Source organism: Streptomyces sp. NPDC090741, assembly GCF_044769045.1.
Classification (GTDB): domain Bacteria; phylum Actinomycetota; class Actinomycetes; order Streptomycetales; family Streptomycetaceae; genus Streptomyces.
In genome coordinates, this window is the sequence record NZ_JBIVXF010000004.1 from 96,819 (window position 1) to 110,775 (window position 13,957).

General features: G+C 72.5%; 9 protein-coding genes. 3 read left to right on the top strand and 6 right to left on the bottom strand.

Translation table 11 applies throughout. The annotated features are described in order from the left end of the window. Nucleotides 1-43: 43 nt before the first annotated feature. The 3 genes from mfd to ACIQU4_RS12570 all read right to left on the bottom strand — a co-directional run bounded on the left by mfd (nt 44) and on the right by ACIQU4_RS12570 (nt 7,144). On the bottom strand, nt 44-3,577 hold the full coding sequence (gene mfd / locus ACIQU4_RS12560) for a transcription-repair coupling factor (protein ID WP_403728675.1): 3,534 nt from the start codon (nt 3,575-3,577) through the stop codon (nt 44-46). A gap of 208 nt (nt 3,578-3,785) precedes the next feature. Continuing rightward, nucleotides 3,786-6,311, bottom strand: coding sequence for an FtsX-like permease family protein (locus ACIQU4_RS12565; protein ID WP_403729582.1), 2,526 nt, complete (start codon nt 6,309-6,311; stop codon nt 3,786-3,788). Between the two features lie 56 nt (nt 6,312-6,367). Then, nucleotides 6,368-7,144: an ABC transporter ATP-binding protein gene (locus tag ACIQU4_RS12570; RefSeq protein WP_403728677.1), complete on the bottom strand. Its 777-nt coding sequence runs from the start codon at nt 7,142-7,144 to the stop codon at nt 6,368-6,370. Between the two features lie 361 nt (nt 7,145-7,505). Between ACIQU4_RS12570 and ACIQU4_RS12575 the strand changes: the two genes are divergently transcribed. Next, complete coding sequence (locus ACIQU4_RS12575; protein WP_403728678.1) at nt 7,506-9,095, top strand: MFS transporter; 1,590 nt, start codon at nt 7,506-7,508, stop codon at nt 9,093-9,095. Between the two features lie 90 nt (nt 9,096-9,185). Continuing rightward, the gene (locus ACIQU4_RS12580) at nt 9,186-10,037 is read left to right on the top strand and encodes a hypothetical protein (RefSeq protein WP_403728680.1); all 852 of its coding nucleotides are present in this window, start codon (nt 9,186-9,188) and stop codon (nt 10,035-10,037) included. Nucleotide 10,038: 1 nt separating this feature from the next. Here ACIQU4_RS12580 and ACIQU4_RS12585 read toward each other — a convergent pair whose 3' ends face one another. After that, nucleotides 10,039-10,896 carry an alpha/beta fold hydrolase gene (locus tag ACIQU4_RS12585; RefSeq protein ID WP_403728682.1) on the bottom strand — a complete coding sequence of 286 codons (858 nt, stop codon included), beginning with the start codon at nt 10,894-10,896 and terminating at the stop codon, nt 10,039-10,041. 81 nt (nt 10,897-10,977) lie between these two features. Here ACIQU4_RS12585 and ACIQU4_RS12590 point away from each other — a divergent pair, with 81 nt between their 5' ends. Continuing rightward, nucleotides 10,978-11,538, top strand: a complete 561-nt coding sequence (locus ACIQU4_RS12590; RefSeq protein ID WP_403728684.1) for a CGNR zinc finger domain-containing protein — start codon at nt 10,978-10,980, stop codon at nt 11,536-11,538. A 159-nt stretch (nt 11,539-11,697) separates the two neighbouring features. On the opposite strand, the gene ACIQU4_RS12595 is transcribed toward ACIQU4_RS12590, so the two are convergent. Together ACIQU4_RS12595 and ACIQU4_RS12600 are read right to left on the bottom strand one after the other, a co-directional pair. After that, complete coding sequence (locus ACIQU4_RS12595) at nt 11,698-12,579, bottom strand: cellulose-binding protein (protein WP_403728686.1); 882 nt, start codon at nt 12,577-12,579, stop codon at nt 11,698-11,700. A gap of 136 nt (nt 12,580-12,715) precedes the next feature. Beyond that, nucleotides 12,716-13,957, bottom strand: a 1,242-nt coding sequence (locus ACIQU4_RS12600; protein WP_403728687.1) for an SUKH-4 family immunity protein, incomplete at its 5' end; no start/stop codon positions are given.

Genomic DNA, 13,957 nt, shown 5'->3' on the forward strand with positions numbered 1-13,957 from the left:
CCACCCGTGCGGCCGGGGACCGTGAGGTCCCCGGCCGCACGCGTCACGACCCGAGGATCGTGGTGAGGAACTCCCCGGTCCAGGCGAGCAGTTCCCGCCCGACCAGCGGCTTGCCGCCCACCCGGGCCGTCTTCGGCCGCGGGATCAGCACCTGCGAGGTGGCCGGCTTGAGCACCGAGCCCGGGTAGAGCCGCTTGAGCCGCAGCTCCTGCGATTCCCGCAACTCCACGGGGCCGAAGCGGATGTTGACGCCCTGGAGGGTGATGTCACCGACCCCGCAGGCCCGCGCCAGCATCCGCAGCCCCGCCACCAGCAGCAGGTTCTCCACCGGCTCGGGCAGCTTGCCGTAGCGGTCGTGGAGCTCCTCCCGTACGGCCTTGATGTCCGCCTCGGAGTTCGCCGACGCGATGGACCGGTACGCCTGCAGGCGCAGCCGCTCGCCCGGCGCGTAGTCGTGCGGGACGTGCGCGTCGACCGGCAGCTCGATCTTGACCTCCAGCGGCGGCTCCTCCTCCACCCCGCCCTCGATGGCCGCCCGGTAGTCCGCGACGGCCTCGCCGACCATGCGGATGTACAGGTCGAAGCCGACGCCCGCGATGTGGCCGGACTGCTCGCCGCCGAGCAGGTTGCCCGCGCCGCGGATCTCCAGGTCCTTCATCGCCACGTACATGCCGGCACCCATCTCGGTGTGCTGGGCGATCGTCGCGAGCCGCTCGTGCGCGGTCTCGGTCAGCGGCTTCTCCGGCGGGTAGAGGAAGTACGCGTACCCGCGCTCGCGCCCTCGGCCCACACGGCCGCGCAGCTGGTGGAGCTGGGAGAGACCGAAGTTGTCTCCGCGCTCCACGATGAGGGTGTTGGCGTTGGAGATGTCGATGCCGGACTCGACGATCGTCGTCGAGACGAGCACGTCGAACTTCTTCTCCCAGAAGTCCACGACGACCTGTTCCAGGGCCTGTTCGGACATCTGCCCGTGCGCGGTCGCGATCCGCGCCTCGGGCACGATCTCGCGCAGCTTGGCGGCCGCCCGGTCGATGGACTCGACCCGGTTGTGGATGTAGAAGCACTGGCCCTCGCGCAGCAGTTCGCGCCGGATGGCCGCGCCGATCTGCTTCTCCTCGTACGGGCCGACGAAGGTGAGCACCGGGTGGCGCTCCTCCGGCGGAGTGGTGATCGTCGACATCTCGCGGATGCCGGTCACCGCCATCTCCAGGGTGCGCGGGATCGGGGTCGCGGACATCGTCAGCACGTCCACGTTGGCGCGCAGCTTCTTCAGCTGCTCCTTGTGCTCGACGCCGAAGCGCTGCTCCTCGTCGACGATGACCAGGCCCAGGTCCTTGAACTTGGTCTCCTGCGAGAACAACCGGTGCGTACCGATGACGATGTCGACCGCGCCCTCCCTCAGCCCCTCCAGGGTGGCCTTGGACTCGGTGTCGCTCTGGAAGCGGGACAGCGCCTTCACGTTGACCGGGAACTGGCTGTAGCGCTCGGAGAAGGTCCCGAAGTGCTGCTGCACGAGCAGGGTGGTGGGGACGAGGACGGCGACCTGCTTGCCGTCCTGGACCGCCTTGAAGGCCGCGCGGACCGCGATCTCGGTCTTGCCGTAGCCGACGTCTCCGCAGATCAGGCGGTCCATGGGGACGGACTTCTCCATGTCCTCCTTGACCTCGGCGATGGTGGTGAGCTGGTCGGGCGTCTCCGCGTACGGGAAGGCGTCCTCCAGCTCGCGCTGCCAGGGGGTGTCGGGGCCGAAGGTGTGGCCGGGGGCCGCCATGCGGGCGCTGTAGAGCTTGATGAGGTCGGCGGCGATCTCCTTGACCGCCTTCTTCGCGCGCGCCTTGGTCTTGGTCCAGTCGGCGCCGCCGAGCCGGTGCAGGGTCGGGGCCTCGCCGCCGACGTACTTGGTGACCTGCTCCAGCTGGTCGGTGGGGATGTAGAGCCGGTCGCCGGGCTGGCCGCGCTTGGCGGGGGCGTACTCGACGAGGAGGTACTCGCGGGTGGCGCCCTGGACGGTGCGCTGCACCATCTCGATGTAGCGGCCGACGCCGTGCTGCTCGTGGACGATGTAGTCGCCGATCTCCAGGGTGAGGGGGTCGATGACCTTGCGGCGCCGGGTCGGCATCCGGCCGAGGTCCTTGGTGGCGGTGCGCTGGCCGGTCAGGTCGGTCTCGGTGAGGACGGCGAGCTTGAGGGCGGTGTCGATGAACCCGTTGTCGAGGGAGCCGCACGCCACGTGGACGATCGACGGTTCCAGGGTGCGCAGGTCCGACTCCAGGCGGGCCGCGATGCCCTCGCCGCCGAGCACCTCGACGGTGCGGACGGCCGGGCCGTGGCCCTCGGTGAGGTAGACGGTGTGCCAGCCGTCGGCGATCCAGCCCTTGGTGTCGGCGAGCGCCCGGGCGGTGTCGCCGCGGTATGCCTCGGGGGCGTGCATGCCGAGCCCCAGGGTGTCGGCGGCCGAGGCGGCGTCGTCCGCCGCGAAGGGGGACACCGACCACCACATCATGCCGAGCTCGCGCGCGTGTTCCCGTACGTCCGCGATCCCGCGCAGCGAGGCCGCGCCGACGTCGATGGGGGCCTCGCCGCCGCCGGCGGTCGCGGCCCAGGAGGCCATGAGGAACTCCTGCGAGGTCGCGACGAGGTCGGCGGCCCGGGTGCGGACCCGCTCCGGGTCGCACACGACGGCCATGGACCCGGCCGGCAGGACGTCGATCAGGAGTTCCATGTCGTCGACGAGGACCGGCGCGAGGGATTCCATGCCCTCCACCGCGATCCCTTCGGCGATCTTGTTCAGCAGTTCGCCGAGCTCGGGGTGGGCCTCGGCGAGGGCCGCGGCGCGCTCCCGTACCTCGTCGGTCAGCAGCAGCTCCCGGCAGGGCGGGGCCCACAGTCCGTGCTCGGCCACCTCCAGAGAGCGCTGGTCGGCGACCTTGAAGTAGCGGATCTCCTCGACCTCGTCGCCCCAGAACTCCACGCGCAGCGGGTGCTCCTCGGTGGGCGGGAACACGTCGAGGATGCCGCCGCGCACGGCGAACTCGCCGCGCTTCTCGACGAGCTCGACGCGGGCGTACGCGGCTGCGGCGAGCGCCTCGGTGAGCTCGCCCAGATCGGCGCTGTCGCCGTGCCGCAGGCTCACCGGGACCAGGTTCCCGAGCCCCTTGACCTGTGGCTGGAGCACGGACCGGATCGGCGCGACGACCACGGAGACGGGCCCCGCGGCCGGGTCGTCCTTGCTCGGGTGCACGAGCCGGCGCAGTACGGCGAGCCGCCGGCCCACGGTGTCGCTGCGCGGGGAGAGCCGCTCGTGCGGAAGGGTCTCCCAGGACGGGTACTCGGCGACCTCGTCGGGCGGCAGGAAGGAGCGCAGCGCGGCGGCCAGGTCCTCGGCCTCCCGCCCGGTCGCGGTGACCGCGAGCACGGTCCGCTCGGTCCGGGCGGCCAGCGCGGCGATGACGAAGGGCCGTGCGGCCGGGGGTCCGACGAGGTCCACGTGCATGCGGTTGCCGTCCCCGGCCGCGGTGACCGCCTCGGCGAGGGCCGGGTCCCGGGTGACGGCGTCGAGCAGTCCGTGCAGGCTCATGAAAGGAGGCTTCCGTCCGGTGGAGGGGCAACGCGAAGGACCCGACACGTCTCACGGGCCGGGGCTTCCCACCCTACGACGCCCCCCGGTCCCCCGCGCGAGGGATTGCGGCCACCGCGAGGAGCGCCGGCCCGGGAACGCCGTCGGTCCCGGCCGGCCCCGAAGTGCTGACCGGGACCGGCGGTCCCCCGAACGAACGCTGAGCCGGCTACTCGCTCGCGATCGCGTTCAGTACGTTCATCCGCCCTGCCCGGAAGGCCGGCACCAGTGCGGCGAACAGGCCCACGAAGGCCGACCCGGCGAACACGCCGATGATCGTCGGCCAGGGGATCTCCAGCACCTTCAGGCCCTCCAGGGCGAGCAGCTGCTGTGCGGTGGCTCCCCAGCCCATGCCCAGGCCGAGGCCCAGCAGGGCGCCGAAGAGGGCGATGACCACCGACTCCAGGCGGATCATGCGGCGCAGCTGGCGGCGGGAGAGGCCGATGGCGCGCATCAGGCCGATCTCGCGGGTCCGCTCGACCACCGAGAGGGCCAGGGTGTTCACGACACCCAGGACCGCGACGATGATCGCGAGGCCGAGGAGCCCGTAGACCATGTTCAGCAGCTGGCCGACCTGGTCCTTGAGGGACTTCTTGTAGTCGGTCTGGTTCTGCACCTGGTACTGGGGGTACTCGGCGAGCGCGCCCTTGACGGCGGTGTACGCGGCGTCCGCCTTCCCGTCGGCGGCCTTGGCCAGCAGCATGAACGGCCGCGGCATCCGGTCGGCCGGCAGGAACTGCTCGGCGGTCGCGGTGCTGATGTACATCACGCCCTTGTCGAGGTTGCCCTCGTCGGAGGTGATCGCGGCGACCTTCAGCCTGGTGCTCTGGCCCCCGGTGAAGGCGACCGTCAGCTCGTCTCCGACCTTGACGTGGTGCTCGTCCGCGAAGAGCGAGCCGACCGACATCGCGCCCTTGCCGTACGCCGCCGCGTGCTCGCCGGCGATCATCTTGCGCCGGACGTCCTGGGCGTACGTGGGGTCGTTGACGCTCACGCCGCCTTCCTTGACGAAGCCGTCGGGGGCGGTGACCTTCGCCTCCACCTCCCGGTACGCGGTGACGTGGTCGAGGCCCTTGGTGGCGCGCAGCGCCTGCTCGGCCTGCGGCATGATCGGCTGGCCGGTCTGGGACTGGACGATGTAGTCCGCGCCGACCGACTTGTCGAGCTCGTCGGTGGCGGAGGCCACCATCGAGGAGCCGACCACCGACAGGCAGGCGACCAGCGCCAGTCCGATCATCAGCGCGGCGGCGGTGGCGCCGGTACGCCGCGGGTTGCGCAGCGCGTTGCGCTCGGCGAGGCGGCCGACGGACCCGAAGGGCCGCAGGACGATGCCGGAGAGCAGCCGGACCACGAGGCCGGCGAGCAGCGGGCCGATCACGATGAAGCCGATGAGGGTGAACAGCACGCCCAGGGACAGCCAGAGCGAGCCGGCGGCGGCCTTGTCGGCTGCCGCGGCGAGGAACAGGCCCGCGCCGCCGATGCCGGTGAGGACCAGGCCCACGGCGGCACGGATGCGGCCGGCCTTCTTGTCGCCGGGGGTGCCGGCCTCGCGCAGGGCGGCCATCGGGGAGACCTTGCCGGCCCGGCGGGCCGGGATGAAGGCCGAGACGACGGTGACGACGATGCCGAGCACCAGGCCGACGACCGGGGTGGTCCAGGCGATGGTCAGGTCGTCGGTGGACAGGTGCATGCCCATCTGGCCCATGAGCTGCATCAGGCCGACGGCCAGGCCCACACCGGCGCCGACCCCGAGGATCGAGCCGACCAGGCCGAGCAGGAAGGCCTCGACGATCACTGACTTGAGCACCTGGCCGCTGTCGGCGCCGATGGCGCGCATCAGGCCGATCTCGCGGGTGCGCTGGGCGACCAGCATCGAGAAGGTGTTGAAGATGAGGAAGATGCCGACGAGGAAGGCGATCCCGGCGAAGCCGAGCATCACGTACTTCATGACATCGAGGAAGGAGCCGACGTCCTTGCGGTTGGCGTCCGCGGACTCCTTGGCGGTCTGGAGCTTGTACGTGTCCGCGCCGACGGCCTCGGCGACGTTCGTCTTCAGCCGGGTGTCGCTGACCCCGTCCTTCGCGGTGACGTTGACGTGCGTGAAGAGGCCGGGGCCGCCGAGCAGCTTCTCCTGCGCGGTGGCGGTGTCGAAGTAGACGATCGCCGCACCCGGGTTGGTCACGGTGAAGGTGGCGATACCGCTGATCTTGGCGCGGATGTCGCCGGTGATGGCGATGGTGCGCAGTTCGTCGCCGAGCCGCAGGTGGTGCTTCTTCGCGGTGTCCGCGTCGACCATCATCTCGGTCGGGCCGCGCGGGGCCTGGCCGGAGGTGATCTTCATGGACTTGAGCTCGTTGTCGTTCCAGTTGCCCGCGATGGTCGGGGCGCCGGTGGTCGAGCCCATGTTCTCGTTCTTGGCGTTGACGACCGTGACGGACATCGAGACGACGGCGCCCTCGGCGCTCTTGACGCCCTCGGCCTTCCCCACCTGCTCGACGGCGGAGGCGGACAGCACCTCGGGCCTGCCGCGGTTCGGGTTGTCCTCGCCGCCCTCGGCCGCCTTCGGGGTGACCGTGACGTTGGCGCTGGTGACGCCGAACAGCTTGTCGAAGGTGGTGTTCATGGTGTCCGTGAACACCAGGGTTCCGCAGACGAAGGCGACGGAGAGCAGGACGGCGACGGCGGAGAGCGCCATCCGCCCCTTGTGCGCGACGAAGTTGCGCCGCGAGGTCTTCAGTACGGTGCCCGCGCTCACGAGGTCCGCCCGCGCGCGTCGAAGTCCTTCATGCGGTCCAGCACCTGGTCGGCGGTGGGCGCGTACATCTCGTCCACGATCCGGCCGTCGGCCAGGAAGATCACCCGGTCCGCGTACGAGGCGGCCACCGGGTCGTGCGTGACCATCACGATGGTCTGGCCGAGCTCGTCCACCGAGCGGCGCAGGAAGCCGAGGACCTCGGCGCCGGCCCGGGAGTCCAGGTTTCCGGTGGGCTCGTCGCCGAAGATGATCTGCGGACGGGCCGCGAGGGCTCGGGCGACGGCCACGCGCTGCTGCTGGCCGCCGGAGAGTTCGGTCGGGCGGTGCTTGAGGCGCCCCGCGAGGCCGACGGTCTCGACGACGCGATTCAGCCATTCCGCGTCGGGCTTGCGGCCCGCTATGTCCATGGGGAGCGTGATGTTCTCCAGGGCGTTGAGCGTGGGCAGCAGGTTGAACGCCTGGAAGATGAAGCCGATCCGGTCGCGGCGCAGCTGGGTGAGCTTCTTGTCCTTCAGCCCGGTGATCTCGGTGTCGTCCAGGTGGATCTGCCCGCTGGTCACGGTGTCGAGACCGGCGAGGCAGTGCATCAGCGTGGACTTGCCGGAGCCGGAGGGGCCCATGATCGCCGTGAACTGGCCGCGCTCGATGTCCACGTCCACCTCGTCGAGGGCGACCACGCGCGTCTCCCCGGCGCCGTAGGCCTTGACGACCTTGCGCGCCCGGGCGGCGACGGCTTCATGCCCTCCAGTACCCCCGTGCCTGGTTTCGGTCATAGCCGTTGTCACGGTGCTTCCCCTCGTTGATGCGTTGCTCGCGCTGCCGCGCATGTGGCCGGATTCGGCTGTCTTGCCGTCGTGAAGTTTGCGGGGCGGAGGCGGCCGGCGCGCTGGTGCCCATCGCCGTATCCACCGGGGGGTTAACCCCACCCCTGCCCGTAGGAACCAGTTAAGGACCTCGCCGGGCCGTCCTCCTCCTCCGCCGGGACGAATGACCCCTGGGCCCTTGTGAGGAGCAACCCCTAGGGGTTCTGCATCCTTTGGCGGATCAGCTCTGGGGGATACCGGGGGGATACCGCCGGATACCCCGTGATGAGAAGGTGTTCCCCGCGGATACGTGCACGGTGAAAGGATCTTGGTGGGCGCAGAGGAGAGCACGGGCGAGCGCACCGGGGCCGGACCGGCGGCCGGAGCAGCCGCAGAAGCGGCGGCTCCCGGCGGGGGGAGGCCTCGTACCGCCCTGGTCAGCGCCCTCATGCTGGCGATGGCCCTCGTCGCCCTCGACAGCTCGATCGTCTCCACCGCCGTCCCCCAGATCGTCGGCGACCTCGGCGGCTTCTCCGTCTTCTCCTGGCTCTTCGCGGGCTACCTGCTCGCCGTCACCGTCACGCTCCCCGTCTACGGGAAGCTCTCCGACACCCTCGGCCGCAAGCCCGTACTGCTCTTCGGCATAGCCCTGTTCATCGTCGGCTCGCTGCTGTGCGCGCTCGCCTGGAACATGGCCGCCCTCATCGCCTTCCGTCTCGTCCAGGGGCTGGGCGGCGGCGCCCTCCAGGGCACCGTGCAGACCCTGGCCGCCGACCTCTACCCGCTCAAGGACCGCCCGCGGATACAGGCGCGGATGTCCTCCGTCTGGGCCGCCTCCGCCGTGGCCGGCCCGGCGCTCGGCGGGCTCATCGCCTCGTACGCCGACTGGCGCTGGATCTTCCTGATCAACCTGCCGCTCGGCGGTCTGGCCCTGTGGATGCTCGCCCGCCACCTCGTCGAGCCCGTACGGTCCCCCGGGCGCCGCGGGCCGATCGACTGGGCGGGCGCCCTCGGCGTCTTCGCCTGCGGCGGACTGCTGCTCTTCGCCCTCGTGCAGGGCGGGGTCGCCTGGCCCTGGCTGTCCGCGCCCTCCCTCGGACTGCTGGGCGCGAGCGCGCTGCTGGCGGCCGTCGTCGTCCGGATCGAACGCCGCGCGGCGGAGCCGATCATTCCGGGATGGGTCTGGCGCCGGCGCACCATCGCCGCCGTGAACCTCGCCCTCGGCGCACTCGGCGTGCTCATGATCGCCCCGATGGTCTTCGTCCCCACGTACGCCCAGTCCGTGCTCGGCCTCGGGGCCGTCAGCGCCGGACTCGTCATGTCCGCCATGACCCTCACCTGGCCGGTGTCCGCCGCCTTCAGCCAGCACGTCTACCGGCGCATAGGCTTCCGCAACTCCGCGGCCGTCGGGAGCTCGCTCGCCGCCGTGATCCTGTTCTCGTTCACGCTGCTCCCCTATCCCGCCCGGCCCTGGCAGCCCACGCTGATCATGCTGCTGCTGGGCGCGGCCCTCGGCCTCTTCCAACTGCCGCTGATCGTCGGGGTCCAGTCCACCGTGGGCTGGTCGGAGCGGGGTACGACGACGGCCTCGGTGCTGTTCTGCCGCCAGGTCGGCCAGAGTCTCGGGGCCGCGCTGCTCGGGGCCGTCGCCAACGCCACCATCGCCTCCCGGCTGGCGCACGCCCCGATGTCCGGGCTGCCGGACCACCTCGACGACGTGTCCAAGGCCCTCGACCGGCCGGACCTGCTCCCGCGGGCCGCCGCCGACTACCTGCGCCAGGCGGTGGCCGCCGCCGTGGACCACGTCTTCGTCGGCGCGACCGCCGCGGCCGTGGCGGCGCTGCTCGTCCTGCTGCTGGTGGCGCCGCGGCGGTTCCCGATCCTGGAGGAGCACCAGGAGAAGGAGCGGGGCGAGAATTAGCGGGCCGCGCCCGGGTCCCGCTTGTCATGACCCCGGTCAACGGAGTAGACCTCGGAGTCCTGCATCCGAGATCCGTTCCGGGGGGACGACATGGCTTCCGCACTCTTCGCACTGGTCTTACTGGCCGCCCTCGCCGGGCCCATCGGCCTGCGGCTGCGCCGCCGTCCGGGCTTCGTCACCGGCCGCGACGGCCGCCTCTCCACCTCCACCACCCTGGCCCTGGCCTGGACGGTGATCCTGGTCTGGCTCCTGCTCACGATCCTCGCGTACGGGCTCACGGCGGGCGGCGGCATCGGCTGGTTCACCGGGGAGCACGGCCCGCTGTCCTCCCTGACCACGGTGTACCTGCCGCTGCTCGGGGGCCCGTACGTGGCCCTGATCGCGGCGAAGACGGTCGTCGGGATCCGCGTCGAGAACGGCAGCATGGCCAAGCCCGCCCCGAAACCGACCGGCTCCGGGCAGCGGCCGCTGCGCGAGCTGATCGCGAACGACAGCGGACGCACCGACCTCGTCGACCTCCAGTACGTGGCGCTCAGCGCGGTCACCATGCTGTACGTGGTGCTGTTCTTCCTCTCCGACGTGGGCGGCGGACTCCCCCGCCTCCCCGCCGAGATCTGGGCACTGACGGGTGCCCCGGCCGGGGCGTACCTGGTGAACAAGATGGCCACGCGCGCGAACCCGGTGATCACGGGCGTGACGGTGACGGGCGCCGCGCTGCTCGTCGAGGGCGGCGGCTTCGGCCCGGAGGCCCGGGTGGAGCGCGACTCCACCGCCCTGGCGACCGAGTACGACCCGGCGACGGGGACCCTGACCGCTTCGCTGCCGGCCGCCGCACCCGCCGCCTTCACGGTGGTGGTCACCGCCCGCGGCCTGCGCAGCGACCCGTACCGCCACGCGCCGACGGCCGCCGCACCGGCACCGGCACCGGCTGCGGGCCAGTAGGTCACGGCAGCTTCGCGAGGAACTCCTCGATCAGCGGGACGATCTCCCCGAGGTGCGTCTCCAGCGCGAAGTGCCCCGCCCCCTGAAGGAGGTGCACCTCGGCCTCCGGCGCGTCCCGCAGGTACGCCTTCGCCCCCGCCGGGATGAAGAACGGGTCCCCGGCGCCCCAGACGACCAGGACGGGCACCCCGGAGGCCCGCAGCCAGGCCTGCCAGGCCGGGTACTCGGCGAAGTTCGAGGAGTAGTCGAAGGCCAGGTCGGCCTGGGCCTCGGCGCGCCCCGGCAGCCCGACGTAGTGCACGTCGAGCGTCCGCCCGTCCGGGGAGACCAGGCCGGGGTCGGCGACTCCGGCCTCGTACTGGAAGCGGATGCCCTCCGGGCTGAACAGCCCGCGCACCTTCTCCTCGTCGCCCGGCACCTCCCGCCGGTGTCCGGCGAACTCGCGGGCCGCGTCGGAGAGCCCCTCCTCGTACGCGTTGCCGTTCTGCACGATCAGGCCGGTCACCCGGTCGGGCCGGCGCACGGCGAGCCGCAGCCCGACGGGGGCGCCGTAGTCGAAGACGTACATCGCGTAGCGGTCCAGCCCGAGGGCGTCGGTGAAGCCCTCCACGACGTCCGCGAGCCGGTCGAAGGTGTACGTGAACCCGGCCGGGGCCTCGGTGCGGCCGAAGCCGGGGTGGTCGGGGGCGATCAGCCGGTACCGGGTGTCACCGAGGGCGTCCATCAGCCGGGCGAACTGGTGGGAGGAGGTGGGGAATCCGTGCAGGAGCAGCAGGACCGGTCCGTCGGCCGGGCCGCTCTCGCGGTAGGCGACGCGGACCCCGTGCACGTCGGCGGTGCGGTGGTGAACGAGCAGCATCACATGCCTCCAATGGCCTAGTTCCCATTAGTCTCACCCCGGACTTCTAACGGGTCAAGTGCTTCCCGTAGCATTAGTGGCATGACGTCGACGCCGCCGTTCCCGCTCACGGGCGAGCCCCTCGCCCTGGACCTGCTGAACACCCGGCCCGCCGACACGGGCGATCTGATCGCCGGTCCGGCGGGGCTCGCGGCCTGGCTGACCGTCCAAGAGGGCCGGCTCGGGCCGGTCGGGAAGGTGGGCCCGGCGGAGGTGGCGGCCGTGCACGCCGTACGGGAGGCGGCCGGCGCGGCGCTCGCGGCCGCGCGGCGCGGCGAACGGCCCGCGGCCGGCGCCCTGCGCGTGCTGAACGAGGCCTCGGCCGGCGCCCCGGCCCACCGTGAGCTCGTCTGGACCGCGGAAACCGGCCTGGCGGCGGCCCCGCACCGTACGGGCACCCCGGCGCGGCGGCTCGCGGCGGAGCTGGCGGACGCCGCGGCCGAGCTCCTGACGGACCCCCGGGTGCGGGACGTACGGGAGTGCGAGGGGGCGGACTGCGTCCTGCTGTTCCTCCCGGCGCACCCCAGGCGCCGCTGGTGCGTGGCCGCGGCCTGCGGCAACCGCGCCCGCGTGGCCCGCTACTACGCCCGTCACAAACCCTGACCGGCCTCGGGTCTCGGCTGCGGGTCTCGGCTGCGGGTCTCGGGCCGGCTCAGCCGAGGCCGGCCGCAGGTTGCCGACGGGCCGCTTGTCGCCGGACCGGCCGTCGCCGCCACGGCCGGACCCGGATCCGGCCGTGGCTCGCGGCGGTCTGCCGCCGGGTCAGCCCTCGGCCGGGGCCCGGCCCGTCAGGGCGGCCAGGCTGGAGCGGACGTGGTTCATGTGCGCCCGCATCTCGTCCTGCGCCTCCGCGTGCTCCCGCAGGATCCGCTCCGTCTCCCGGCCGGTCCGCTCCTCCTGCACCCGCGCCTGCGCCAGCTGCTCCGCGGCCCGCGCCTCCGCGTCCTCCTGCCCGTGCCGCGCCGCCTCCTCCGCCTCCGCGTACCCGCGCCGCGCCTCCGCCAACCGGACCTCCGCGTACCGCTCCAGCTCCGCGTGCCGGGCCTCCAGATCGGCCTCCCGGGCGGCCAGCTCCCGCTCCGCCGCGTCCCACCGCTCCACGTGCTCCTGCTCGAGGTCCGCGAGCAGCGCGTCCGACCGGCGCCGCATCTCCGTCAGCGCCGCCTGCGCCTGCGACCGCCACTCCGCCGCGTCGTCCCTGGCCTCCGCCCGGACCGCGTCGGCCTCCCGGCCCGCCCGCAGCAGCCCCTGCCGCGCCCGGACCTCCGTCTGCCCGCGCACCGCCTCCGCGTCCTGCCGCGCCAGCTCCGCCACCCGGTCCGCGTACGCCTCGGCCGCACCCATCGCGTCCACCGCGTCCGCCCGCGCGTCCCGCCGTACGGTGTCCGCCTCCTCCTCCACCAGCAGCAGGATCCGCCGTGCCCGCTCGCTCAGCTCGTCGTACGTCTGCGGAGCCAGCGCGGCCACCGCCTCGCGCAGCCGCTCCGCCTCCGCCTCCATCCGCTTCGCGAGGACCGTCAGCCGCGCCACCCGCTCCCACGCCTCGTCCCGGCTGCCGGAGAGCCGGGCCAGATACCGGTCGACCTCTTCCACGCGGTAGCCGCGACCTCGTACGGTCGCGAAGCCCGGTCCGTGAGGTGACATGGGTGCAGTCATCCTGGAAGCGCCTCTCTCGGGGGGATTCCTGTCAAGGATGCGCCATTTGCGGCCAGAAGCCGGAATGGCCGGGCCGGGACCCCTTACGAGGGTCCCGGCCCGGCCATTCCGCCCGATCGTCCGATCAGAGCAGCCCGTCCCACATCTGCTCCAGCAGCACCGACCACCAGCTCTCCGGCGACGCCAGCGCCGCACTGTCGAGCCCCGCCAGATTCGTCTGGAAATCGACGGTCCAGCGCCCCGCCTGCTCCGGCGTCAGATGCTGCCGCAGCCGCCACATGTGACCCAGCATCGCCAGCGACCTCGCGAACTGCGGCAGGCTCGAATTCACGAACTGCGGCGGCACCGGCGCACCGCCCGGACCGGCCTCCACCGGGACCGCCACTATGTGCGCCGTCCCGTACTGCACGCACAGCGCCTTGCCGAAGTCACTGCCCACCACCAGGTACGAGCCCGCGTCGGACGCCGGCTGCACCTGTCGCTGCGCCGCCAGTTCCGCCAGCGTCGGCACCGGCTGGCCCGGTACCGCCTGCGCCCAGAAGAACGGTCCGAAGTCCGTCGGCAGACCCGCCCACATCAGGGTCTGCGCCACGATCTCCGGCACACCCTGGCGCGACACCGCACGCTGATCGAAGCGGAACACGCCCTGCGGGCCGAACGCCCCGGCCAGCTCCGCACCGATGGCATCCAGCGGAATGGCCGGCTGGAGCGGCACCTGCTGCACCGGAACCCGTACCGGCGCGGGGCGCGCGGGACCGTCCGCCACCTGGTGCAGCTCACCCTGATGGGTCAGCAGATGCCGCATGCCCTGCTGACGGCCCGCGTGGTCCTTGCCGTACGGGGCCACGCTCGTGATCCGCACCTGCGGCCAGGTCTCCCGGATCATCCGCGCGCAGTAACCGCCCGGCAGCTCACAGGACTCCAGCTCGGTGTGCAGCTCCAGCACCTGCTGCGGCGGCACGTTCATCGCGCGCAGCTCGTACAGGATCTGCCACTCGGGGTGCGGGGTGCCGGGCGCGGAACGGCGGATGAGCTGCTGCTCGGAGCCGTCGGGCGCGCGGTAGCGCAGTACGGCCTGGTAGCCCGGGCCGACGGTGGGCGCACCGGTGGGCGCCGGAGGCTGCGCCGCGGGACCGGGACCGGCCTGCGGCTGCCCGGGCGGGCCGGGAGGCGCGGGCGGCTGACCCGTGACGGCCGGACCGGCCAGCATCGTCGCGGCATGGTCGAGCCCGCCCCCGGGAGCACCGGGAGCCCCCGGCGGACCGGGGGGCGCGGGCGGCTGACCCGTCACGGCCGGACCCGCCAACATCGTCGCAGCATGATCCAACCCACGCCCCAGCGAACCCGGAGCACCCGGCGGACCAGG

Excerpts from the sequence above, each read along its gene's own strand:
- ACIQU4_RS12590 (WP_403728684.1), top strand. The coding sequence starts at position 10,978 with ATGACGTCGACGCCGCCGTTCCCGCTCACGGGCGAGCCCCTCGCCCTG.
- ACIQU4_RS12595 (WP_403728686.1), bottom strand. The coding sequence starts at position 12,579 with ATGTCACCTCACGGACCGGGCTTCGCGACCGTACGAGGTCGCGGCTAC.
- ACIQU4_RS12570 (WP_403728677.1), bottom strand. The coding sequence starts at position 7,144 with ATGACCGAAACCAGGCACGGGGGTACTGGAGGGCATGAAGCCGTCGCC.
- ACIQU4_RS12565 (WP_403729582.1), bottom strand. The coding sequence starts at position 6,311 with ATGGCGCTCTCCGCCGTCGCCGTCCTGCTCTCCGTCGCCTTCGTCTGC.
- ACIQU4_RS12580 (WP_403728680.1), top strand. The coding sequence starts at position 9,186 with ATGGCTTCCGCACTCTTCGCACTGGTCTTACTGGCCGCCCTCGCCGGG.
- mfd (WP_403728675.1), bottom strand. The coding sequence starts at position 3,577 with ATGAGCCTGCACGGACTGCTCGACGCCGTCACCCGGGACCCGGCCCTC.
- ACIQU4_RS12585 (WP_403728682.1), bottom strand. The coding sequence starts at position 10,896 with ATGCTGCTCGTTCACCACCGCACCGCCGACGTGCACGGGGTCCGCGTC.